Source organism: Candidatus Kryptonium sp., from assembly GCA_025060635.1.
GTDB lineage: Bacteria > Bacteroidota > Ignavibacteria > Kryptoniales > Kryptoniaceae > Kryptonium.
This window is the reverse complement of sequence record JANXBN010000004.1, coordinates 102,688-124,630: the sequence shown is the minus strand read 5'-3', so window position 1 is coordinate 124,630 and position 21,943 is coordinate 102,688. Positions and strand designations below refer to the sequence as shown.

General features: G+C 36.5%; 23 protein-coding genes. 11 read left to right on the top strand and 12 right to left on the bottom strand.

The genetic code is table 11. The features are described 5' to 3' along the window. Positions 1–43: 43 nt before the first annotated feature. From NZ923_07115 to NZ923_07105, 3 genes are all read right to left on the bottom strand, one after another. Positions 44–523 (bottom strand): cupin domain-containing protein, encoded by a 480-nt coding sequence (locus NZ923_07115; GenBank protein ID MCS7229789.1) that lies wholly within the window; start codon positions 521–523, stop codon positions 44–46. A gap of 111 nt (positions 524–634) precedes the next feature. Further along, positions 635–1,243: a hypothetical protein gene (locus NZ923_07110; GenBank protein ID MCS7229788.1), complete on the bottom strand. Its 609-nt coding sequence runs from the start codon at positions 1,241–1,243 to the stop codon at positions 635–637. A 377-nt stretch (positions 1,244–1,620) separates the two neighbouring features. Beyond that, the gene (locus tag NZ923_07105) at positions 1,621–1,857 is read right to left on the bottom strand and encodes a hypothetical protein (protein ID MCS7229787.1); all 237 of its coding nucleotides are present in this window, start codon (positions 1,855–1,857) and stop codon (positions 1,621–1,623) included. A gap of 162 nt (positions 1,858–2,019) precedes the next feature. Here NZ923_07105 and NZ923_07100 point away from each other — a divergent pair, with 162 nt between their 5' ends. Genes NZ923_07100 through purS form a run of 4 tightly spaced genes read left to right on the top strand, consistent with a single transcriptional unit; the run spans position 2,020 to position 4,466 of the window. Next, the gene (locus NZ923_07100; protein ID MCS7229786.1) at positions 2,020–2,745 is read left to right on the top strand and encodes a phosphoribosylaminoimidazolesuccinocarboxamide synthase; all 726 of its coding nucleotides are present in this window, start codon (positions 2,020–2,022) and stop codon (positions 2,743–2,745) included. After that, the gene (locus NZ923_07095; protein MCS7229785.1) at positions 2,746–3,417 is read left to right on the top strand and encodes a phosphatidylserine decarboxylase family protein; all 672 of its coding nucleotides are present in this window, start codon (positions 2,746–2,748) and stop codon (positions 3,415–3,417) included. A gap of 7 nt (positions 3,418–3,424) precedes the next feature. Then, complete coding sequence (gene pssA / locus NZ923_07090) at positions 3,425–4,195, top strand: CDP-diacylglycerol--serine O-phosphatidyltransferase (protein MCS7229784.1); 771 nt, start codon at positions 3,425–3,427, stop codon at positions 4,193–4,195. Between the two features lie 16 nt (positions 4,196–4,211). After that, positions 4,212–4,466 (top strand): phosphoribosylformylglycinamidine synthase subunit PurS, encoded by a 255-nt coding sequence (gene purS, locus NZ923_07085; GenBank protein ID MCS7229783.1) that lies wholly within the window; start codon positions 4,212–4,214, stop codon positions 4,464–4,466. Here the strand turns inward: purS and NZ923_07080 are convergent. The 3 genes from NZ923_07080 to NZ923_07070 are packed head-to-tail and all read right to left on the bottom strand — an operon-like array spanning position 4,461 to position 6,708. Next, a complete protein-coding gene (locus NZ923_07080) occupies positions 4,461–5,336 on the bottom strand; it encodes an ABC transporter permease (GenBank protein MCS7229782.1) in 876 nt (291 codons plus the stop codon). The genes purS and NZ923_07080 overlap by 6 nt on opposite strands. After that, a complete protein-coding gene (locus NZ923_07075) occupies positions 5,333–6,448 on the bottom strand; it encodes an ABC transporter ATP-binding protein (protein MCS7229781.1) in 1,116 nt (371 codons plus the stop codon). The genes NZ923_07080 and NZ923_07075 overlap by 4 nt, the downstream gene beginning before the upstream one ends. Positions 6,449–6,453: 5 nt before the next feature. Next, a complete protein-coding gene (locus NZ923_07070; protein ID MCS7229780.1) occupies positions 6,454–6,708 on the bottom strand; it encodes a hypothetical protein in 255 nt (84 codons plus the stop codon). Between the two features lie 29 nt (positions 6,709–6,737). Here NZ923_07070 and NZ923_07065 point away from each other — a divergent pair, with 29 nt between their 5' ends. The 7 genes from NZ923_07065 (at position 6,738) to NZ923_07035 (ending at position 12,243) form a co-directional block, all read left to right on the top strand. Further along, complete coding sequence (locus NZ923_07065) at positions 6,738–7,469, top strand: hypothetical protein (protein MCS7229779.1); 732 nt, start codon at positions 6,738–6,740, stop codon at positions 7,467–7,469. 214 nt (positions 7,470–7,683) lie between these two features. Next, on the top strand, positions 7,684–7,869 hold the full coding sequence (locus NZ923_07060; GenBank protein MCS7229778.1) for a hypothetical protein: 186 nt from the start codon (positions 7,684–7,686) through the stop codon (positions 7,867–7,869). Positions 7,870–8,089: 220 nt separating this feature from the next. Further along, positions 8,090–8,839, top strand: coding sequence for an electron transfer flavoprotein subunit beta/FixA family protein (locus tag NZ923_07055; protein MCS7229777.1), 750 nt, complete (start codon positions 8,090–8,092; stop codon positions 8,837–8,839). 63 nt (positions 8,840–8,902) lie between these two features. Then, positions 8,903–9,889 carry an electron transfer flavoprotein subunit alpha/FixB family protein gene (locus NZ923_07050; GenBank protein ID MCS7229776.1) on the top strand — a complete coding sequence of 329 codons (987 nt, stop codon included), beginning with the start codon at positions 8,903–8,905 and terminating at the stop codon, positions 9,887–9,889. Between the two features lie 30 nt (positions 9,890–9,919). Next, positions 9,920–10,543, top strand: a complete 624-nt coding sequence (locus tag NZ923_07045; GenBank protein MCS7229775.1) for a bifunctional nuclease family protein — start codon at positions 9,920–9,922, stop codon at positions 10,541–10,543. A 30-nt stretch (positions 10,544–10,573) separates the two neighbouring features. Further along, positions 10,574–11,353, top strand: coding sequence for a tetratricopeptide repeat protein (locus tag NZ923_07040; GenBank protein MCS7229774.1), 780 nt, complete (start codon positions 10,574–10,576; stop codon positions 11,351–11,353). Then, entirely contained in the window at positions 11,350–12,243 is an 894-nt protein-coding gene (locus NZ923_07035) for a DUF4835 family protein (GenBank protein ID MCS7229773.1), read from the top strand. Before NZ923_07040 ends, NZ923_07035 begins: the two co-directional genes overlap by 4 nt. Before the next feature lie 19 nt (positions 12,244–12,262). On the opposite strand, the gene NZ923_07030 is transcribed toward NZ923_07035, so the two are convergent. The 6 genes from NZ923_07030 to NZ923_07005 all read right to left on the bottom strand — a co-directional run bounded on the left by NZ923_07030 (position 12,263) and on the right by NZ923_07005 (position 21,852). Continuing rightward, positions 12,263–13,552 (bottom strand): aminotransferase class V-fold PLP-dependent enzyme, encoded by a 1,290-nt coding sequence (locus NZ923_07030; GenBank protein MCS7229772.1) that lies wholly within the window; start codon positions 13,550–13,552, stop codon positions 12,263–12,265. 18 nt (positions 13,553–13,570) lie between these two features. Then, on the bottom strand, positions 13,571–14,485 hold the full coding sequence (locus tag NZ923_07025) for a fumarylacetoacetate hydrolase family protein (protein ID MCS7229771.1): 915 nt from the start codon (positions 14,483–14,485) through the stop codon (positions 13,571–13,573). A 132-nt stretch (positions 14,486–14,617) separates the two neighbouring features. Beyond that, a complete protein-coding gene (locus NZ923_07020; protein MCS7229770.1) occupies positions 14,618–15,562 on the bottom strand; it encodes a PorV/PorQ family protein in 945 nt (314 codons plus the stop codon). Between the two features lie 20 nt (positions 15,563–15,582). After that, positions 15,583–17,601: a hypothetical protein gene (locus NZ923_07015; protein ID MCS7229769.1), complete on the bottom strand. Its 2,019-nt coding sequence runs from the start codon at positions 17,599–17,601 to the stop codon at positions 15,583–15,585. 18 nt (positions 17,602–17,619) lie between these two features. Continuing rightward, complete coding sequence (locus NZ923_07010; GenBank protein ID MCS7229768.1) at positions 17,620–20,481, bottom strand: TonB-dependent receptor; 2,862 nt, start codon at positions 20,479–20,481, stop codon at positions 17,620–17,622. Between the two features lie 15 nt (positions 20,482–20,496). Then, on the bottom strand, positions 20,497–21,852 hold the full coding sequence (locus tag NZ923_07005) for a T9SS type A sorting domain-containing protein (protein MCS7229767.1): 1,356 nt from the start codon (positions 21,850–21,852) through the stop codon (positions 20,497–20,499). Positions 21,853–21,943 lie beyond the last annotated feature (91 nt).

Genomic DNA, 21,943 nt, shown 5'->3' with positions numbered 1-21,943 from the left:
TAAATCAAAATTTATAACTTTGAGCCCAAAGAAAAAATTTTTTTCACTTTAATCCAGGATAGGTTTCTGGTATTCGCACGACCTTGGCAATTTTTTCATTTTTTAAAATTTCAAAGATCTCTCTCTTCGTCAAAAGTTTTGGCTTATCTCTCCTTGAATCAACGATACAGAAAAATCCAAATGGTTCCTCTGAATCGTTAACGAATTGATGAGGAACATTTGAACCGACATATAGGACATCCATAAATTTCATTTCAAAAACTTCATCTCCAGCGATTGCCTTGCCTTTCCCTCTGACACAAATCACCACATGTTCGTGTTTATGTTTCTCAAGCGTTGAATATCCACCTGATTCAATTTCAAAATACCTTAAGTGAAATTTCATTTTTTCACCTGACTTACCAGCGATAACTTGTCTGCAAACATTTAACCAAGTATTATTTTCATCTTTATATTTCTTCACCTCAACCCCGTTCCATCTGTAATTTTCAAACTTTAAAAATCGCACAATGCCCATTTTCATTTCAACAAGATTTTTATTTTTGAAAAATTTAACTAAAACACACCAAAAACAAAAAAGGCGGGGAAACCCCGCCTCTTGTGATGGTTTACTTATTTACTTTTCTGAATGTTTTTATCTCTTCCTCTTTGCTTGAGCAAATTGCTTTCGCAACATTTCAGCTTCGTGCTTTATCTCAGCAAGGTCGCGTTTCATTTCAGCCCAGCCATACCAGTGCATATAATCTGGATTCATATGAAATGCTCCCTGAAAACTTCTCATCCTGTGTTTAAGGAACATGACATAAAGCTTTTGTTCAATCGGATGACGAACTTCATAAAATCTTAACAAATCGGTATGTAATGGATAATCTTTTGGTCTTTCAAGTATTCCATCTTTATAAAGTGATTCAACAATTTCAATTGCCTCAGCCATAAGCTTATCTGACTCTTTTATAACTTCATCTGCTTTGTCAAGTTGTTCTTTTGCGAAACTTGGGCTATGACATTGTGAGCAAACTTTCAACATTTTATCTCTTTCCGCTTGCCATTCTTCAGCTGTTAATCTCACAACTTTTCCCGCTTCAATTATTTTTATCCTTTCTGTGAAGTTTCCTTTTTCATCAAGAACGCCAAGAGCGCGCATAATTGTATTTCGCAACTTTCTCCATTCTGGATCTTTTTCTGCAACTCTCAAGGCGAGGAATCCCCAAGCTGTTTTAACTCCATGATCTCCATTCGGCATATGACATGTTTGGCAAACGGGAGCGCGCGGAACTTTGCTATCAGGCTTGTAAGGCTCTTTATACCGATCTTTTAACGGTTTACTGAAATCTCATTTATTTAGATTCATAATGTTTGCTCAATTGCCAGTCGCAAATTGCACCTGCAGTGATCTTTTTAGCAGTATGACGCTCAACCTTTGCCCCAAAAGTTAAAAAACTTTTCACACGACGATTAATTTCATCTCGGTACATTTTTAAGTGCTACAAAAGTCAAACTCTTTCCCCTTAAATATCAAACCTTAAAACCTTTATACAACACTTAATCAAAAAACTATTAAGCATTCTTTGCCTCAATCCCCCTTCACCCCGGGATAGAGGTATATGAGCTAAATTTTATTTAGTCCTCTGTATTTCTGGAAAATCTTTTCTCCTCAAATTCACCACCGAATTCATACGGTATTGCGTATCCATACCAATCTAACTTTGATTTCTTTATAAGAGAAAGAACATGTTTCTTTGTTTTTTTCTGCACTTCAATTATTCCCTCTGCCTTTTCAAAAGCGCTTGGTAAAGGCTCGCCCGGGAAAAGAAACTTTAACATAGCAACGACCATTTTTTCATCCTGCCCAAGCATAACTCAAAAATTTCTTTTAATTTTCTCGCTTTTAATTTACAAACAAACTCAAAACAAGACAAATTAAAACCTAATGTTTCTGTGTACCACGCCAGAATAAAATTTGTTTTTTAGCCATAAATTTTTTATCATATTTTTGATAAATCTCAAGCGTAAAAAGCAATGCTTAAGAAGACAAAAATTCAAGTTTTTACTCCCGAGCTGGTTTTTGAAGGAAATAATAAAAAATTCTATACCTCGGAAGAGGAAAATTGCTTGATTATGAGGTTCAAAGACACTATTGTCTTGAGAAATGGGACTGTCTTTAAAATGAAAGGACACGGTGAATTAAGGAATAAAATCTCAACCATTCTATTTGAATATCTACGGAATTTCAACATACTTACGCACTATATAAAGCCCGTTGACGAAAGCTCAATGCTCGTTAGAAAGCTTAACATGATCCCGATAAAAGTTGTCGTTAGAAATATAGCTGCGGGAAATTTCTGCGAAAGATTTGGGATTGAAAAAGGAACATTACTTGATCAACCTGTTATTGAACTTTACTATAAAAACAACACTGCTCAATACCCATTTGTAAATGAATATCATATTTATGCTCTACACATTTCCACACCTGAAGAGATAGCAATGATAACCAGGACAGCGTCAAAAGTTAACGCAATTCTGCGTTCCTTCTTTGAGAGAAGAAATTTAAAGTTTGTTGATGCAAGATTTGAATTTGGGATCCTTGGCGATGACATAGTTCTTGGAGATGAAATTTCACCAAGAACTTGCAGAATTTGGGATATGGAAAGCAATGAACCTCTTGATTTTGAGAGAGTTAGATTGAATATGGGAAATATCCGCGAAAGTTATATGGAAATCTTAAGGCGCATATCAATATAAATGGGAAAAGGAAGATTGATAACAAAGTATGGAGTTTCAACCGTTATTTGGGCAATTGGCTTTTCCGTAGTTCTTTTGGTGATTTCTTTTTTAATAAAATTTACACCTTTAAAGATATTTCTTGTTTTACTCGCCATTAGCATCAGTGGATTCACTCTTTTCTTTTTCAGGGATCCAGAAAGGAAAATCCCTGAAAACAACGATCTCATAATTTCACCTGCTGATGGCAAAGTTTTTTTGATTCGTGAGTTCTTTGAGAATGAATTCATATTTAACGACGCAATTCAAGTTAGCATATTTATGTCACCGTTAAATGTCCATGTTAATAGAATTCCCATAAGCGGGGAAATAAAATTCTTAAAATACATCCCAGGTAAATATATTGTTGCATTTGACGAAAAATCTTCCGAAAATAATGAAAGAAAGATAATCGGAATAGAAACTGAAGATGGTTTTAAGGTCATGGTCAAGCAAATAGCCGGATTTATAGCGAGAAGAATTGTGTGCGATGTTGAGAAGGGCGACAAAGTCATAGCTGGGCAAAGATATGGAATGATAAAATTTGGATCAAGAGTTGATCTCATAATGCCGAAAAACAAAGTTGAAGTTATGATCTCAGTTGGTCAAAAGGTAAAAGCAGGAGAAACAGTAATAGCAAAAGTTAAGAGGTGAATTGAAAATGAGAAAAAACAGATTTATTTTCGTCCCGAGTTTATTCACAGTTTTGAATATGTTCTCTGGTTTCCTTGCAATTTTAAACGCAATAAATGAGGCATATATTCAATCAGCGTGGTTTATAATTTTAGCTGCGATATTTGACTCACTTGATGGAGCAATGGCAAGATTAACTAAATCAGCGACAGAGTTCGGAGTCGAGCTTGATTCACTTGCTGATGTAATATCTTTTGGAGTTGCTCCATCCGTTCTTGTTTATAAATTTTATTTTCACGAATTCGGTGAAATTGGTATCTTCATCAGTTCGTTATTGATGATATTTGGTGCGATGCGTCTTGCGAGATTCAATGTTGAGCTGGTTGGTTTTGACAAAGAATTCTTCAAAGGACTTCCAATTCCAATGTCTGCGTCAACCGTGGCTTCTTATATAATTTTATTCTACAACAGCGAAACTGGCATGCCTTCTCTCCAAAAGCATGCATTAATACCGATGGTGATCGCCCTTTCACTTCTTATGATAAGTTCAATTAAATATGACACGATTCCAAAGCTCTCAATAAAATCAATCAAATCATCGCCAATTAAATTTTTCTATTTCTACTTTGGTGTAATACTTGCTATCTTAACTCGTGGTAAAATCATATTTCCTTTGATCGTTATATTTATCCTCTTTGGCGCCGTAAGATCTTTAATTAACACATTTAAACCTGTTCCCGGATTAGCTGGAACAACTCCATCAAACGAGGATGAAAATTTACACGACTTTGATGTTTAACAGAATAAGGTAAAAAATGATAAAGGTAAAAATTATAGTCAGGTTAAAAGATACGATACTTGACCCTCAAGGAAAGACAATTCAACATGCTCTTGAGACGCTTGGTTATAAAGAGGTTGAAAGTTTGAGAACAGGGAAATTTTTTGAGATGAATTTAAACATTGATGATGAGGAAAAGGCGAAAGAACTTGCTGACGAAATTTGTCGTAAGATACTTGCAAATCCCGTAACCGAGGAATACCATTTCACGCTTGAGAAACTAACTTCATAAAATATCAATTTTCCCACCTGAAAATTTCCTATAAATGTAAAGCAAAATCAAAACGAAAAAGCTTAACACGAACGCTATTGCAGAACCGAATGGTTTATCACGAGCGACGATAAACTGGTTTTGAATTAGATTCCCCACGAGCATGTTCTTCGCACCCCCAAGTAGATCAGAAACGATAAAAGATCCAAGAGTCGGAATAAAAACGATCACCACTCCAACTATTATACCAGGCAAGGTAAGCGGCAAAATAACTCGTTTTAGAGTCCCAAATTCATCAGCACCAAGATCTTTTGAAGCTTCAATTAAGTTTATATCTATTTTTTCAAGCGACGCATAAATTGGCAAAATCATAAATGGTAGTTCTCCATAAACAAGCCCCAACAGAACCGAAAACTCATTGTAAAGCAAAGGTAAAGGTTTATCAATCAAACCAATTTTTAATAAAAATAAATTCACAAGTCCTTCATCTCGCAAAATCAAAATCCAAGCATATGTCCTTATCAAGAAACTTGTCCACAACGGTACGATTATAAGAAAAAGGTAAATGATTTTATGTTCAGGTTTAACTTTCATCGCGATGTAATACGCAATTGGATATCCAATTAATAAACAAATCAATGTTGTCAAAAAAGCAATGTAAATGGAACGAAGGTAAATCGGTATGTAGAGTGAATCAAATACCCTGATATAATTTTTAAGCCAAGCAAGTGAAAATACATACTCTTTTATATTCTCAATTGGTTCAAACCCGCCATAAACTCCACGCTGAAGGAAGCTATAGTAAAACATTATTAAAAGCGGAATCAGGAAGAAAAAAACAAGGATTATAAGCGTTGGTATTAGGAAAGTTAGATAAATTCTTGACCTCACACTGATTCAAGAAAAACTATGTTTCTTTTGTCCCAAACTGCGTAGACTTTTTCGCCAGGATGAAATTCCGCTTTGAATCCTGAATTTTTATTTTGCTCGTCAACAAAGATCAAAAATCCGTTTGCTTTCAAAACCCAACTCGTTGACGCACCATAATAAAGTTTTGACTCAACAACAGCTGGAATAGAAACGAAGGCATGATTCTTAATTGGCGTCCTTCTTATGAAAATTTTCTCTGGTCTGACGATAAACTTAAATTCATTTCCATTTGGTTTCAAATCTCGGTTGAAAGCGATTTTAAATTTAGCAAGATTTGGAAGCTCAATCTCAAACACATTTCTGCTTAATTTGTGTAGAACTCCAATAAACAAATTCTTTGCCCCCATGAAATTCGCAACGAATTCGGTCCGTGGTTTTTCAAATATCTCGTACCCGGTACCAATTTGCTCTATTTTACCTGAATTTATAACGGCAATTCTATCTGAAATTGATAAAGCTTCCTCTTGGTCGTGTGTAACAAAGATAAATGTTATTCCCACTTCATGTTGAAGTTTTTTAAGTTCAATTTGCATCTCTTTTCTTAACTTCGGATCAAGTGCGTTCAATGGTTCATCAAGCAGTAAAACTTTTGGTCTGAGGACCAAAGCCCTAGCAAGCGCAACCCTTTGCTTTTGCCCACCGCTTAATTCCGAAGGTTTTCTTTTTTCAAAACCGCTCATTTTCACAAGCTCAAGTGCCTCAAGGACTCTCTGTTTTATTTCATACTTTCCTATGTTTTGATATCTTAAGCCAAACGCTACATTTTCAAAAACATTTAGATGCGGAAAAAGAGCATAGTTTTGAAAAACCATATTTACAGGTCTTTTATACGGTGGCGTACTCGTATAATCCACACCATCAATCACAATTTTCCCAACATCAGGCTTTTCAAATCCAGCAATTATTCTGAGCAAAGTTGTCTTCCCGCACCCACTTGGACCAAGCAGTGAGAAAAATTCCCCTTTGTTTATGGAGAGCCATATATTGTTAAGAACTTTAACATCTCCGAAGGATTTGCTTATGCCTTGAATTTCTATCAAGGCATGTTCAAAAGATGAATCCAACTTCTCCATTTCCTCTAAGTTCCCTCCAAATTTATTGGTCCGATTATTTTGAATCGCACAAGTTCAAATATGTTTTTCCTGTTCCAAGCCATGTTCTTACCTGTTTTCTTTGTAGATAAATATAAAATTCTTTTTGAAAAAATCAAGTTTTTTGATTTTTCCGCTCTGGAAAAGAGAAGGGCGCGAAGATGAAGACATTTTTTAAAGGTTTTGCTCGGCTCTTGACTTTTAATTTTTGTGATGTTATTTTTATAATGAAAATAGCACACCTAAAACTAAAACAAATTGAGGTTCTCCAATGAGGAAAATAATTTTTCTTATCGGGGCGATTGTTTTTCTAAGCTCAACAGCTTATCCCTGTTTTGATACTTATCTTTTTCTGAAGCGTGCATCAATGGTTTATCCTTTTAAATCGCTTGTATTTGAATTAAGCGGTGAATACTCAATCAACAGCATCAAATCACCATATGAAGATTCTTTCCTCTCGCTCGGTAGCCTCTATTATGGACTATTTAGAAATTTTTCTATGCAGTTTTCAGTTGGTTCAGATGAAAAATCCAGAGATCTGTTTAAAGTTGACTACTACGCAGTTAGAGGAGTTTACAACATCTATTCCTCTTTTATGAGCAGATACACGCTTGATATCATCTTTGAGCATCGTGGAAAGCTTGACGAAAGAAATAATGAGGTTGAAATCTCTTTGCCTAACATTTTCAACATTTCAAATGCCACTTATGTAATTCATCCTGTTTTAAGCTATGGACTTGATAGCAAGGATTTAACTATAGGAGGACATGCTGGGGTATTTTACATATTTAACGAAATTGCGCTTATCGGAGCAGGATTTGAGTATGCGAGCGTTCACAGCAGTAGCTATGCTGGACGAAGGTTGACAAGAAGCGAATATTCAATGAGCTTATTTTTGGGTTCTAAAATAGGAGACAGGTTTTACCTTCAAAACGAAATAGCAAAAGGTCTTGCGAATTCAAGAGATTTCGGGTTCGCTTTGACAGCAAAGGTAATTCTGTGACTATTTCGGGCGTGGGTTTTCCACGCCCTTCACTCTTCGCAAAATCCTTAACTTGCTTTCACTAGTTAATTAACTTTCCTTCCCTTTTATCCTCTCCAGGCAAGCATAGAATGAAAACATTTTTGATGCATTTAACTCTCTAATTTCTTATTGACATTTTCAATTTTACTTCTTAACTTTTTTGTGAGCCTAAAACTCAAAATAGGAGGAAATCATGGACAAGATAGTTCTTGCGGGGTTAATAGCTGCCGTAATAAGCATATTAATTGGTTTGATTGGAAAAATCACTGGTAATCCAATTATTTTTGCAAATGCAACTTGGCATAACTTTGCACAGACATGCTTACTGTTTGCGATAGCTTATGGCACAGGAAAACTCATAGGAGAAAAGGGGAAATAATATCTTTACCAAAAAAGTTTCATCCATCTGATTCATTGCTTTTAATCTTCAACTAAACGAGCAATTAATTCTTTTGGTGTTGAGCTCATTGGTGTGGATTTTTGTTTTTCGGCCAAATTTAAGTTGGAACATTTTGGGAAAATAAGTATTTTTTAGTGTGTTTTTTAAGCTCCTTGAGGAAAAGAATCAAATTTGATTTAAAACAAAATTAAATCAACCTATGAAAATTGCTGTCTGCGTAAATCGGGTTCCAGACACAGAAACAAAAGTAAAAATTGGTGCAGATGGTAAAACAATTGACAAAACTGGGGTGAACTACATTTTAAATCCATATGATGAATTTGCAGTTGAGGAAGCGTTGAGAGTGAAGGAGAAATTTGGAGGCGAAATTACTGTGATTTCACTTGGTGGAAGTGAAAATGTGGAGGTGATAAGGCGAGCTTTAGCAATGGGAGCTGATAGAGGGATTTTACTTAAGGACGATTCACAAAGAGATACATTTTCAATTGCGAAAGCACTTGCTGAAGTTTTAAAGGAAATTTCACCAGATATTATTTTCTTCGGAAAACAATCAATTGATTACGATAACCAAGCTATGCCAAGTTTAGTTGGGGAACTACTTGGAATACCTTCAATTACTGTCGTTGTTAAACTTGAAATTAATCAAGATGGAACAATCATAGCTGAGCGAGAAATTGAAGGCGGGAGAGAAAGGATTCGTGGGAAGCTACCGATAATAATTGGAGCTCAACGGGGTTTAAATGAACCAAGATATCCCTCCCTCAAAGGTATAATGGCAGCAAAGAGCAAACCAGTTGAAGAAAGAGAAGCGGTAAAATTTGAGAATAAAGCCGAGGTCATTGAAATGTTGCTTCCGCCACCGAAAAAGGCAGGAAGAATTCTTGGCACAGATGCAAATGCAGTTGAAGAACTTGTTCGTTTGTTAAGAGAGGAAGCTAAAGTAATTTGAAATTTTAAAGTTGCAAAATACTTCGGGAATAATTATTTTAAAACAAATTTAAATCGTGAAAAGATGGCGAAAAGAGTTTTAACATTTGCTGAACAAAGGGAAGGAAAATTTAAAAAGTCCGCCTTTGAGGCAGTAAGAACTGGTAAAAGAGTTGCAGATGAATTATCAGCTGAATTTTATACACTTGTAATTGGGGACGAAAATGTTGAAAAAATAGCACCTGAACTTGGGGATTATGGCGCTGAAAAAGTTTTAATTGTTCAAGATTCAAGACTTGGTCAGTATTCTTTAACTGCATATGCTAAAGTTATAGCAGAAGTGATGCAAAAGGTTGAAGCTGATTATCTTTTCATGTCCGCAACAGCTATGGGTAAGGAGGTTGCTCCGAGAGTAGCTGGGAAAATTAACGCTGGATTTGCTGTTGACTGTACCGATTTGAAAGTTGAAAATGGTGAAGTAATCGCAACAAGACCTGTTTATGCTGGTAAAGCTTTTATAAAAGTAAAAATTAACTCTGATAAAAAAATTTTCACTTTAAGACCTAATGTCTTTCCAGTTGGCGAAAAGGATGGTAAAGTTGCAAGCCTTGAGAAAATTGAAATAAATTTAAATGACGATGATTTTAAAGTCGTTGCGTTTGAAACGATAGCAGCAACTCAAGGAAAAATTGATGTCACAGAAGCTGATATAATTGTTGCTGGTGGAAGAGGTTTAAAAGCACCAGAGAACTTTAAACTTATTGAAGAACTTGCTGATGTCCTCGGTGCAGCGGTTGGTGCTTCAAGAGCAGTAGTAGATGCGGGATGGCGTCCACATGACGAACAGGTTGGTCAAACAGGTAAAACAGTTTCACCTAAACTTTACATTGCAGTTGGAATATCAGGAGCGATTCAGCATCTTGCTGGAATGTCTTCATCAAAAGTAATAGTTGCAATAAATAAAGATAAAGACGCGCCGATATTTCAAGTTGCAGATTACGGAATAGTAGGAGATTTGTTTGAGGTTGTTCCCGCTCTGATTAAAGAACTGAAAAAAGTTCTTGGAAAGTAAAACTTTAAAAACAAGGAGGATTGATTTAAAGTGAAAAAAATTCAAGTAGACATAGTTGGATTATCTGCAACGCCCACAGGGCCAAGCTCTTATGCTTTGATTTTGAAAGAGGTTGGTGGTGATAGACGACTTCCTATAATCATTGGCTCATTTGAAGCGCAAGCAATCGCTCTTGAAATGGAAGGAATAAAACCACCGCGTCCTTTGACGCACGATCTGATAAAAAACATACTTGATGGAATTGGAGCTGTAATACTTGAGGTCGTGGTAACAGATTTAAAAGATGGGACATTTTACGCAAAGATCTATATTGAATTAAATGGTATGACATATGAAATTGATTCAAGGCCAAGCGATGCAATTGCCGTTGCGCTAAGGTGTGGGGCACCGATTTATGTAAATGAAGAAGTTATGGACGAAGCAAGCTTCGCTCCAGAGGAATCACAGGTTGACGAATCCGAGGAAGAAGAATCTCCATTCCCTGACGAAGATATTCCTCAACCCCCAACGCCAAAACGAACTCCAAAGCCAACTTCAAAAGAAGAAAGAATCGCTGAGCTACAAAAACAACTTGAAGAAGCAATAAAGAAAGAAGATTACGAAAAAGCTGCCCAAATTCGGGATGAAATCCGTAGATTGAAAATGGGCGATTGATAAACCAGTAAAACAAATTTGGAGCCAAAAATGAGATATTTCTCACGAGTCATAGCTTTATTAATTATCTCATTTGCTCTCCTGTTTTCTCAATCAAGTGAAAAACTAAAACAACTTATCGCCGAAGGTGATGAATATTCCGAGAAGAAATTTGACAATTACAAAGCATTAGAGAAATATCTTGAAGCATATAAAATTGACCCCAAAAACTATGATGTCCTTTGGAAGTTAAGCAAAGTTTATGTTGATATTGGTGAGCATCTTCCAGCGAGAACAAAAGAAGAGAAACAAAAACAACTTGAAATGTATGAAAAAGCAAAGGAGTACGCTGATCTTGCAATTCAAGTAAATCCTAACGGCTCAATGGGCTACACACGAAGAGCTATTGCCTTAGGTAGAATTGCGCTCTTCAAAGGTGTTTGGGAATCAATTGATATCGTAAAAAAAATTAAAGAAGATGCTGAAAAGGCGATCCAACTTGATCCAAATAACAGCGCTGCTTATTATATCCTTGGGAGAACTCATGCAAAGCTATGTGAAAAACCAAAACTATTCCGCGCACCACTTGGTCTCGGATGGGCAAATTATGACGACGCAATAAAAAACTTTGAGAAGGCAATAAGCCTAAGACCAACCTTTATCATGTTCCGACTTGACGCTGCAAAAGCTTACATTGAAGTTAAAAATTACAAAAAAGCAAAAGAACATTTAATGAAAATCCAAGAATTACCAACGGAAGATGAAGATGACCCCCAATTTAGGAAGGAGGCAAAAGAGCTTCTGGAAAAGATAAAAGATAAAGCATCATGACGAAGAAGCTTTTCTGCTTTATCCTTTTACTTTTCCTACTTTTTTACTCTTCATCGGCACAGGAAATTGAATGTAAAGTCACTGTTAATTTTGAACAATTACCGCCCCAAAATAAATCTGATTTATCTGACTTCGCTGAAAAAATTGAGCGATACATTAACACTTATAAATGGACAAATGTTGATCTCGGGGGTCAAAAAATTCAATGCACTATGAATATCTTTTTCACATCAGCGAGCGGAAATAATTATCAAGCACAAATTTTTATAGGTTCACAGAGGCAAATTTATGATTCGGATAAAAGCACGGCTGTTTTGAGAATACTTGATGATAAAGTTGATTTTTACTACGACAAAAACCAGCCGATGTATCACGATGAATTTCGTTTTGATCCACTTTTAAGCTTAATTGATTTCTACATGTATATTATCATCGGTTATGATTTTGACACTTATGAACCTTTCGGTGGGACGGAATTTTTTGAAAAGGCATTTAGAATTTGCACAAACGCTCAATCTTCGCGGTATTCAAGAGGTTGGCAAAAAGTTACATCTGGATTTAGTAGATTTAATCTCATAGACGAACTGCTTGATTCAAAATACGCTGATTTCAGGAAAGCAATGTATGATTACCATTACAATGGGCTTGATCTTCTCCAGAAACGCCCTGCGGATGCTCTTGCAACGATTGATTCTGTGATTGATGTAATGATAAACATAAAGAAAAATGTTAACCCAACTTCAACTCTTGTGAAACTTTTCTTTGATGCAAAGTATTTGGAGCTTGCGGAAATTTTTAAAACCGCAAAAAATAAAGAATCTATCTACAAAAAATTAATCATCGCTGATCCATCACATCAATCAACTTATCTTGAATATATGAAAAACTGAAAAGATATGAACTTTCGCATCACAACTGAGCGAGGTTCTTGATTTCATTCAAAATTTTCGCAACATCCATCTCGTTATTATAAACATGGAAAGAAACCCTCACAGCCATTAGATTGCCCTCTGTGACGGGCCTAACTCTTATTCTTTTCTCCATGAGATATGAAACAACTTTGTCATAACTTAAATTTTTCATTTTAAAACTTATCATAGCGGTTCTGAAGTTTTCATCAACTGGCGATAGAACATCAACATTTGGAATTTTCAAAAGTTCTTGGTAGAAGGTTTCGGCAAGCGCCCTATTGTGCATCCAAACATTTTCAATTCCGATGGCATTCAAAAAATCAATTGCTGTTTCAAGCCCAAAAAATAGAGCTGGGTTTTGAGTTCCATACTCAAATCTTTGAGAAGATGGTTGGAACTTGAGTTCGTTCTTTTCAATGCTATATCCATCATCTGAATATCCACCAACAGTTATAGGTTGAATGAGGTCAAGATTTTTCTTCTTAACATAAAGGATTCCAGTTCTCTTTGGACCAAGGAGCCACTTATGCCCGCTTGTTGTGTAAAAATCACAATCATATTCCTTAACATCTACAGGCATCATTCCGGGAACTTGAGCACCATCCAGAAAAACCCACAATCCTTTATCCTTAGCAAGTTTGCAAATTTCCTTTTCTGGTAGTCGTTGACCTGTGGTGCAAGTTATATGGCTTACAAAAATTAGTTTTGTTTTTTTCGTTATTAGTTTTTCAATTCTTTCTACATTTCCAGCCCAATTTTTCAAATCAGGTTCAAATGTTTTAAGTATAATTCCATCTCTTTTAGCTCGGTTTAACAAAGGTAAATTTCCGGCGACATGCTCATGGGTTGTAAGTATGACCTCATCACCTTTTCTCAAAGGGAGTCCATTCACGATTATATTTATTGCCTCCGTTGCACAGCTAACAAGAGCAATCTCTTCTTTTTCACAATTTAAAAGATTTGCACATTTTTCTTTAACCTTCCACCATCTTTGTAGATCATGATTTGGTGTTGGGTATTTGTCAAGGTTATCCATCTCCTCTTTAACTTTCTGACTAACAACATACGGAGACGAGCCAAGTCCTCCCGTGTTTAAATAAACATAATCTTTAGGTATCGGAAATTGATCACGAACTAACTTCCAGAAATTTGAGTTTTTAGGTTCAAGATTTGAGATTTGTTCTATGAAGTTTTCAACGCTGGAGTAACTTGCCTTGAACTTTAAGTCAGGTAAAAATTGAGAGAAAGTTAATAAAGCCATTGATTTTAAAAACTCTTTTCTCCGCATAGTTTTAAGTGTTAAGTTTTATTCTATGTCTGCTTCAACATAATTTACAAGTTCCCCAATTTTTTGGATTTGCGCTATTATCTTATCACCTGGCTTAATAGGCCCGACTCCTTCAGGCGTTCCAGTTGAGATTACATCACCTGGATAGAGGGTCATGTATTTGCTTATGGATTCAATTATGGTTGGAATATCAAAAATCATATTTTTCGTGTTTGAGTTTTGTCTGAGTTCATCGTTAACCCAAAGTTTTATATCAAGTTCAATTGGGGGTTGAATTTCATCAGCGGTAACGATCCATGGTCCCATCGGAGCGAAATAGTCAAAACTTTTTGATCTAAACCAAGGATGTTGTGCTTGGACATCTTTTCTTTGAATATCTCGGGCAGTGACATCTATAACGATTGTATATCCGGCGATATGGCTCCATGCATTTTCTTTTTTAATTCTTTTTCCTCTTTTACCTATCACAATTGCAAGTTCAACCTCGTGATCAATTCTTCCGACATTAGTTGGGATATAGATCGTTTCAAGATGTCCTATGACAGATGTTCCACTTTTAGCGAAAATCACTGGTTCTTCGGAAGGTGGTGTTGAACCGAATTCCTTCGCGTGTTCTTCGTAGTTTTTAGCTAAACAGATAAATTTCGGTGGAAACTCAACGGGAGCGTTATATTTGAATGATTCTTTCACAAAAAGATATTCCATTAGATTATGCTTTTCAACGAAGTCAATGACCCTTTTGAAAAGATCAATGTTAAACAGCTGTTCCCTGAAAAGCTCGGTTACAGTTTTTATATGTGGGAAATCGTCAATTTGATTTTTAAGTTTTTGATAAAGTGGAAGCGCGTCTGTTAGATTTAGAATTCGCCCGCTCTCGTCGTAAATGATTCCGATGAAATTTTCCTTTTCAGTTCGCAGTGAAAGAACTTTCATAGCTCCTCTACTTTGTTTTGACTTTTTTAATTTTAAAAAAGATTTACAACTTAATCAAATGAAAGCCCCTCAAATGGGCGAGATCATAAACCTTCGGTTTAGTAAGTGGATTTCATTTCATGCTTGAGATCTTCAAAACTCAATTCCAACCCCAACTCTAACAACCGAGCCAAGGCGATTGAAGTTAAGATATGAAAAGTCAAGGTTGACTGGTATTCGTGCGCTTGAGCCATTTAAACCCAAACCAAGCGTAAAGTTTTCTTCATCATAGTTAAGTTTATATCCACCCCTCAAACTCAAAAAATTCTTATATGAATATTCAATTCCGAGGTTCAATTTCTCAGGCGAATCACTTGGATGCAAAGCTTCTATCATTAATGAAAGTTTAGTTGGTTGATTATATTCACCTATAATTTCACCAGCGATCCCAAGTTTAAACATCACTGGCATCTTAAAAGAGTCACCGATATATTTACTATCAACGCCGAAATTTTGAATTGCTCCTGCTATCCTTAAGCTTCTAAAGCCAGTGAAGTATAGAACCCCGACATCAAAAACGAAATTTTCGGATTTATAGACCCAAATTTTTTCTCTAACATACTTAACAAAACCGCCAAATGAGAATCTATCGGTTAACATTTTAGAATATGATATTCCAAAAGCAAGGGCATCAGCTGAAAAAGTTTCAGTTATAATATAATTTCCAGGTTGATCTGGATTAGCGTTAACAGTTCCTTGCATAGTTCCAAAATCAAAATGAACAAGTCCAATTCCAAAAACGCCAGCATTGCCAAGTTTTATCGTATAAGCTGATGCCATTTGCTTTACATCTGCAAGCCAATTTGCAAATGTGAAATTAAGGGATTGTTTTTTTGTTGTAAATCCAGTAAGAGCTGGATTTATAAAAATTGCATCCGCACTTGTATGAAACAAAGCGACACCTGCGTCACCAACCCCGCTTGCTCTTGTGCTTACTGGAATTTCAAGAAAAACATAACCAGTTGTACCAACTTTTTTAAATGTCTGCGAAAAGACAAGGTTTAGAGATAGACACAAAAATAGCAAAACTTTTTTCATTGTTAAACCCTGTTTATTGTTTACCTTATTATTGCAAACTTACCGATTTTCTTTTTACCTTCGGGGGTTTCAATGTGATAAATATATATCCCACTTTCAACATATTGTCCATAATCTGTTACCTGATTCCACGAAGCAATACCGGAACCATCGTTATGATAAATTGTTTTTACAAGGTCTCCTCTAATAGTGTAAATTCTTATTACGCATGGGCTTGGGATATTTACAAATTGAATTACATCAACATCTCTTGGATTCACAAATCCAGAGCGCGCCACAAATGGATTTGGGACAACGAGAATTTTATCAAGTTCACTTGTAGCTGGTATAGTTGCCTTAAATGGAACAATTTTGCGATTTGCGTAAATTGAACTTTCCATTGGTGGAACACGATTTGAACCAGTTTCTGGAAACCTTGCTGACAAGTTTGGAGGCCAAGACGCATGTCCTGTGTCGTAGCTTGTAATTGCGTAGTAATAGCTAAATCCAATTGTCACCGTAGTATCAACAAATTTATATTTTCGTTTCACAGGATCATAATACTTTGGATCTCTCTTTTTGATGTCAGCCACAAGTTCCCAAGGACCGATTGGTAAATAATTAGAGCGATAAATTCTATAACCTACAAGATCAAACGCCTCAGTTCCTGAATAGTCTGGATCAGGAATTGCCTCAACGGAATCATACCACTCAATGACATTTGCTATAACTCCTTCTTTTTCATCAAAGAGTCGGATTGTGAAATACGGAGCTGGAGGTGGGTCAGGTACATTATATCTATTGTCATAATTGAATTGAGCTCGTCTTGCATTTTTTAGAAGTTCATTATATCCCTTACTACCAACCAATGAAGCTCCAATGTTTGGATCAACTGCTTCTTTATATGAAATTCCACCGATTACCTCTGCTGTAACAATTTTTATCGTATCACCTGGTCTTAAAGTCCAGGGTCCAAGTGAAACAAGTGACCACATTCTTCTGGTTGTCCATAGTGGATCTGAAGGTGATATAACAGGTGAGGAAGCATTTCTTGGATCCCTACAAATGGCGTATCTACCATCAAGACCGATGCCTGCTGTTCCAAAAGGACCATAAAGATCAATTCTATCATCAGCAGCGGACCAAGCATAACCATTTATCCTATTTGCTCTGCGTGTGCTATCTGGGGAAATATAAAGAAATCTTAAACCTGGATATCCTGGGGCAAGCCATTCACCTTTCCTTTGCGGTCCACCTTGACTATAATAACCGTATTTCTCATTACGCTCAACCGTTGCAGGGAAATCATCTGCATAACCGAAAAGTAATCTCTCAGCAGGGATAAAGAAAAAGCGATTATTCCTCGCTCCCTCGCTATATTGCGGATAAAATAGAATTCTCCACGCTCTTGAATTTATTGAAAAAGCATAGGTAAAGAGAATGTACATTCTGTAGATGGTCGCATTGTAAAGCCCAAATTTATCATTAGGCGCAAGCTCATTGCTTATGTTTTTTATCACATATTCAATTATTATGTAGTTTTCGTCAGCTTGAGATCCACTCCATTGCATAGCTTTTCTTTCAACTCTGACAGGTAAAGGCATGTCTCCTTGATATTGGGGTTGATAATTTGGATTATACTCCCAAACGCTTTCAATTATCTCCTCTGGCCCTGGAAATTTGGTCTGCCAGTGGTTTTCAATTTTTGTATGTTTTTTAACAATATATTTTGCTCCTGGCTCTGGAGAAACGCTTCCTGCATACATTGCCCAATCTTCAGCAGCAATAACTTTACCAGTTGAATCAAGCCCTGCGATTATGAATCCACCCGTGACGATATGCGATGCTGCACCTCCTATATCTGCACCAACCCATTCAGGATCAAACCCGGGCCAATCCATACCATAATTTATTCTCTGCCAATTATTAAACGGAGCACAAATCTTGCCATAGTAAAAAGATTCCCAAAGCATTCCTCTTTTTAAACTAAGAAGAGGAGATGAGACTTGCCCTTGAAGAGCAGATATAAACGCAAATGTCAAAAGCAAAATTTTTTTCATTCTTGTAAGGTATTTCTTTTAAAAACCAAGACCTATTGTAAAGTAGATCTCCCTTGGAACATTGCGATATGTGGTGAAATAATTGAACTTATAGCTTGCCCTTGGATTTAGAGGATCTTCACCTGGCTTTAGCATATCAGGTGTTATATTTCTCTCAACCCAATCTCTTAAATCATCCTGAGATGAAAACGGTGTTAACCATTTGTTATTAAACAAATTCATCACTCTAATTCCAACAAGAATATTCTGTTTACCAAAGTAGATTCGTTTTGTTAAGTTGAGATCAAATTTCGCCTCAAGCGGATAACGACGGTTATTAACGACATCTTTAAATTCATCATAACTTGTTACATAGGTAAATGGTGTTCCGCTTTGCGCTGTGTATGTCAAACTAACAACTAAATCCGAAAACGGCTTGATGCCGAAAATTTCAATCCCACCGCCTTTTTCAATAGCATAACTTACAAGGGCTCTAAATGTATGAGTTCTGTCATCGTAAGATAAAAAGTCATTAGCTTGATTTCTTTCCTGATAATTTCTCGGATCATTTGGATCGTCCGACCACAGAGCTCGCGGTCCGTAGTATCCGAAGGTTGTCCTTGATAAACTGTAAGTTAATCTGTAACCCCATCGTCCCGGAGCTACTTTATCAATTGTGATTTCAATTCCTTTGGATGCACCATAAGAGTTGTTTTCATATGTGAGATATCGTTTATTTCTTCTAATTCCAGCACTTGGAGCATAAATGTATAGAGGTCCAACTTGTCTAACCCTGTCGTTATAATACGCAACTATATCAATTCTATGCGTATTCCTATAACTATGTTGAAGACCAAATTCATAACTTATAGTTTGCTTTGGTCCCAAATTACCATTACCATAAGCAATCCACCCGAGCTCTGTTGTTCTCATCAATGCTTCTTTAAATGTAGGCATTGAATAAAAATGTCCATATTGTAACCTAAAAGCCGTGTTTTCAGCGATCGGAAATGAAATTCCAAACCTTGGAGAGATCCTTGTATGACCCTTTGTTTGTTTGGTTCGCGGGTCGCCTATTGATTCAGCTCCAAGAGCGGGATAAAATGGATTAAATCTATTATACGGAATTTCCGTATTAAAATTATACCCATCAACTCTAACGCCTATGTTCGCGACCATTCCCTCATATTCAAACCTACTTTGAATATAACCAGCAACATAATATGGAAACGCCTTGTAATACTCCGCATATCCAGTTCTTGAAATAAATGCATTTGCTGCGAAGCTTGAAACGGCACTGTAATATGTATCCCAGTAATTGAACTTAAATCCGGCTTTTATCTGAAATCTTGGTGTTATTTGATTTGTGTAATCGCCATATATGCTCCAAGCATCGGTTCTAGCATCCTGACCGTAGAGAGTAGTGAATGAATAAACAGTTCTATATCCTTCATCCCAAGGTCCAGGCGGAATAGACCAAACATCATCTCTTAAATAACTTGGTCTTTGTGGAACTGGCAAAACGAGAACTATATATCTTTCTCTTGAATGATAAGCAGTCAATTCAAAAAATGATTGCGGATTTATCGCATATGTCCAAGTGAAGCTTTGAGTATTTGTTATCTCATCTCTTGGTGAATCTGTCACAAGCACATATTTCCAAGCCCCATCTCTCCCAGCCCAACGAATATCATCCGACCCAGAAAACAAACCTCCACGATAATACTGATACAAACCCATCAACTTAAATTTATGCTTTGGCACAGGATTCCAAGATAAAGTTAAGGTATAATTTTGATAAATTTGAACTCTTTCAATCGTTGGAATTCTTGTTGGTTTTTCTCTATATTCAGCGGAGATAAAAAATCTCAATGCTTCTGGGCTTGAGCCAAGTGGACCGCCGAAACCAAGTAAAAATCTTCTATACGAAAGTTTTCTATAATCATAAACTCCAAGCGGGTTTGGTCCTCCATCCGGGTTAGGTGAATGATTTTCAACCCACTTTCGCCACATCTTATAAATCCAAGTATCGGAGGAATCAGGATATGCCATTTTCCATCTTTCAATAGTCCCCCACTTTTTCCATTCAACAGTTTCAGGACCGTATAGATACGGTCCCCAATGATACTGACCAGGCGGTCTATATTCAAAGCGGAACTCGCCAGACAATCTCGTTCCTCCTTCTTTAGTTACAACTTTAACAACACCAGATTGAGCATTGCCATATTCAGCGCTAAAACCTCCTGAAATTATTTCCATTTGTGCAACTGCAAGTGGATTGTAATCATACTTCCAAGAGTTGTTTGATTTATCCCATGCGAAGCTATAACCTGGAACACCGGTGTTAGTTGTTATTTGCTCAACGCCATTTATCATGAAATTTAATTCATAAGAACCACCGCCGCGAACGCTGAAAGTGCCATTTGGATTTTGTATAATTCCAGCTGTTAACTCAAGAATTTGCTTTAACCCCTCAATCGGAGCGCTTTCAATTTCTCTTGATTCTATGTTCACCGATGTAGAAGTTTTATCTTTCTCTATAACTGGTCTCTTGGCTTCAACTACCACTGGCTCAACCTCAATTGCTGTAGGCTCAAGTTGAAAATTTACCGTTGTTGTTCTATCAACATATACAGCTACATCTTTAACGATCATTTTTTTATACCCAACCATACTTGCTATGAGATTATATCTGCCTGGTGGCACATTTATGATGAAGTATTCACCATCAAAATTCGCAGCAGCTCCCATGGTTGTCCCTTCTATCAGGACATTCGCTCCGGGAAGCGGTTCCCCTGTAGTTTTATCAATGACCTTGCCAAAAATTTTCCCCTTCGGAGTTTGAGCAAATGAAACAGATAAAGAAATGAAAATCAAAAATAATGCTTTTGCGAACTTCATGGCTGAAGAGTAAAATTATTTTATCAAAACCATTTTCTTAATTGAGGATTTGAAATTATCAAACTCAAGTTGATAGTAATAAACACCGCTTGGCAAACCCTCTGCATTAAAGCTTGCGATGTGTTTTCCAGCGCTTTGAATTGAATTAACAAGTGATGTCAACTTTTGACCAAGCGAGTTATAAATGTTTATTCTAACGAAACCATCTCTTGGGATTTCGTAAATGATCGCCGTTGACGAATTAAAAGGATTTGGATAGTTTTGGTGAAGATAAAAAGTTTCTGGAACATTGCTCTTTTCAGCGATGCTTGTCACTTTCTCAAATACAAAAGCTCTTCTTGCAAACATATCAATTACATAAACTCGCGATTCATCAGGACTTAAAGCGACATCACATGGTGCCACGAACGGCGCCCCTTCAAGAGTTAAAACTTCCATAGCGAAGTTCCCAGCGACCTCAAATGCCTTAACAGTTTGAAATCCAGAATCAGGTCTGCAAACCCATAATCTTCCCTTTTTATCAACATAAATTCCAGATGGTACAAATCTTCCGAGAGCAAGGAATCCAGCAAAATCTGTCAAAGCTTGACCTCTGTAGTTCTTTGGTTCAATTTGAGTTCCGCCAGTCCATACGGCCACATTTCCAGCGGTTGGATTATCTTCAGAGCTATTTCTTGATGTGTAAAATGGAGTGTTTGGATTATTATAATCCCCATTTGGAATAACAGCAATATCACGAATGACATCAGCACCAGCTGCGCTATACCCACCTGGACAACTTGCATAAAATGGTGGCGGAACATAAACACCTGGATCAGCGCTTCCAGACGAATTTGTAATCGTTCTACTTGTAAAATTATAAACTCTGGGTGTTGGACCAGGATTTCCCGCTTGATAAGTAGTTCCGGCATAAACAAAACTATCTTTTGTAGCACTTAAACCAAAAACAAAAGTTCCATATCCAGCTTGCCCAAAACCGAAACCATATCTTACTCTTTGTTGTGGGTTTCCATTTTTAAAATAATCAAGACCTGAAACACCCGCAGGATTTATTGCAGCTGGTTGTCTGAAAACCACCAAAACATCATTTTGAATTGTCGTTATACCCCGAAGCGAATGCACATTTGTTGTATCAAATCTTGCGGTATAATTATAAACAAGTGTAAAAACATCGTCATTCGGTCCAGCTTTCCACAAAGCATTGTGAGCTGATGTATCAGTTGCTTTTGAAGAAATAACCCACAAATTCCCACTAGCATCAACCGCGCACAAGAATGGTCTAACATATGCAGTATCGGTTGCAGGAAAAACAATTGATTTTTTGTATACCCATTCTTCAGTTTGAGTGAAAAGAAGAACTGGTAGGGACAAGATCAGAAGGATTAGATTGTAAAAAACTCTCATGGATAGAGCGATTTTTTGTTTTCGTTCATTTTTAAATTGATAAACTTTTCGGAAAAAG